This window comes from Bacillus sp. SSR7, from assembly GCF_055902415.1.
In genome coordinates, this window is the sequence record NZ_JBVVXV010000042.1 from 1 (window position 1) to 2,428 (window position 2,428).

The following is a 2,428-nucleotide window of genomic DNA, read 5'->3' on the forward strand; positions in this document are numbered from 1 at the left end:
TTGACGTTTCACGTTGTTTGTTTCGTTCAGTTTTCAAAGAACTACTTGGTCGCTCGTTTACGACTTCCTTATGTTAACATTTTCAACTTTCAATGTCAACTAAGTTTTTTATTTCGTTTGTCGCTTTCGACGTTATTGTCATCGGCGACTTGTTCTATATTACACCTCTAAGTAGTAATCGTCAATACGTTTTTATAAAAAACTTCATTTTTTTAAAACCCTGTTTACATACCTCTTCTATAAGAATATATAAGCAACCCATATACTACTCTATGGGCTGCTTTCCATCATAAAAACTATTGTTCTTTTGAAGGTACCGAACAGCTTTCATCGGTACAAGACATATCACTTCCACCTTCTGAAGAAAGCTCTTGTAACTTAGGTGCAGGATTCTCTTCTTCCCACACTTGCTGAAGTGCACCAACAAAAGTTTCAAGTGGTTGCGCACCTGAAATAGCATATTTTTGATTAATAATAAAATAAGGCACTCCTGAAATTTGATATTGCTGAGCGATCGCTTCATCAACTCTAACATCATTTGTATATGCGCTTTTATCATTAATAACCTTTAAAGCTTCTTGTTTGTCTAAACCTGAAGCTTCAGCTATAGTAGCAAGCGTATCCACATCACTTAAATTTTTCGATTCAGTGAAATATGCAAAAAGTAGATTTTCCGTAATCTCTTTTTCTTTCCCTTGATCCTTTGCAAATTTCGCAAGACGATGCGCATCAAAAGTGTTCGTCGGCTTCATCTCATCAAAATTAAAACTTAAACCCATACTAGCTGCATGATTACCTAACTGTACGTTATTACGTTTCGCTTCTTCAATACTAATCCCATACTTTGATGCAAGTACTTCATTAATACTTGTCCCAGAATAGGTTGGAGCATTTTGGTCTAATTCAAAACTTTTAAACTCAACTTCAACATCCTTCTTATGAGGAAATTGCTCTAAAGCCACTTCTAATCTACGTTTCCCAATGTAGCAAAACGGGCATACAAAATCTGACCATACTTCAATTTTCATAGAAACACCTCATTAACATGTAGTTTTCAATCATTGTAGCACTGGCACTAAGGAATTCAAAAATTTATGCTTCAAGCCTTATATACTACAACCTAAAATGAATCTATAAATAGAAAAACGATAATCAAAAGTATTACCTTCTGATTATCGCATATATAAATTTAATTATGCTTGAATATATCTTCCCACGAACTTCCATACGGTATTCCAATACGTATTTGAATCTATCTTCTCAGCTTCTCCATGTCCAGCACCTGGAACAATTAATTTCTCTTTTTCTATTTTTGCAGCATTATATACTTCATCTAACATTTCAAAAGGAACGAATGTATCCGCATCCCCATGAATGAATAGCATCGGTGTTTTACTTTTTGCAACTTGTTTAATAGCTGAAGCTTCTTCTAAATCATATCCAGCTCTTAATTTTGTAACTGTATTGGCCGCATTCATAACAGGAAACTTCGGTAAATGGAATAGATCTTTTAGTTGATAAGTAAATTCACCAACAACAGTTGAGTATCCACAATCTTCAATAATAACTTTCACGTTAGAAGGTAAATCTTCACCTGAAGTCATCATTACAGTTGCCCCTCCCATTGAAACACCAAATAGTGCTATTTCAGCATTAGGGTCTTTCTTTACAATTTGTTGTATCCAAATCAAAATATCTTTACGATCGTGCCAGCCCATCCCTATATAATCACCTTCACTATTTCCATGCCCACGAAGATCTGGCGCTATAACGTTATATCCTTGTTCATAAAAATTCCGGATATATTTCGTCATTTTTGATGCCCTACTATCATATCCATGAACTACAATTGCCCATTTATGGCTAGATTGTTTATTCATATATTCATAACCTGTTAATTTCAACTTATCGAAAGAATTTATGTGTAGTGTATTAGGTTTATGATTTGAGACAAAGCTAGCATCCTTTTCTTCATTTGTAGCGAACACATCTCCTGATGCATTCACGGTTTCCACTAAGTGAGGATTATCCTCTAAAAACTCTTTCTCTTGTTTCGCATTCAACGCATAGTTATAAAAATAATTCCCGACTAATATATACACAATCACTAGAAGGACTAAGACTACTATAGTAATTATACCTATCTTTTTCATATTATCTCCTTTTAAAAAATTAAATCTTCCTATATTAAAGTACTTCAAAAAAATAACTGTACTATTTTAACATACCGATGATTACTTCCACAAAAAATAAAATAGAAAATCTTAAACTACACATTAAAAATAATGGAAGAAATTGAATATAAAAAAATAACTTGAGACTGATAAGAAGTTAGAAACACAAAAAAGACGAGTCATTCTGACTCGTCTTACGGTTGCTTGGCGACGTCCTACTCTCACAGGGACAAGGTCCCAACTACCATCGGCGC

At 33.9% G+C, this 2,428-nt stretch carries 2 protein-coding genes; both read right to left on the reverse strand.

Annotated features, from left to right (window positions below):
* Nucleotides 1-296: 296 nt before the first annotated feature.
* The gene (locus AC0NJG_RS28535) at nucleotides 297-1,028 is read right to left on the reverse strand and encodes a DsbA family oxidoreductase (protein WP_087951343.1); all 732 of its coding nucleotides are present in this window, start codon (nucleotides 1,026-1,028) and stop codon (nucleotides 297-299) included.
* Nucleotides 1,029-1,193: 165 nt separating this feature from the next.
* On the reverse strand, nucleotides 1,194-2,153 hold the full coding sequence (locus tag AC0NJG_RS28540; RefSeq protein ID WP_087951342.1) for an alpha/beta hydrolase: 960 nt from the start codon (nucleotides 2,151-2,153) through the stop codon (nucleotides 1,194-1,196).
* Nucleotides 2,154-2,428: the final 275 nt, after the last annotated feature.

What these genes read in the sequence shown, in the direction of transcription:
- AC0NJG_RS28540 (WP_087951342.1), bottom strand. Translation starts at nt 2,153, where the DNA reads ATGAAAAAGATAGGTATAATTACTATAGTAGTCTTAGTCCTTCTAGTG.
- AC0NJG_RS28535 (WP_087951343.1), bottom strand. Translation starts at nt 1,028, where the DNA reads ATGAAAATTGAAGTATGGTCAGATTTTGTATGCCCGTTTTGCTACATT.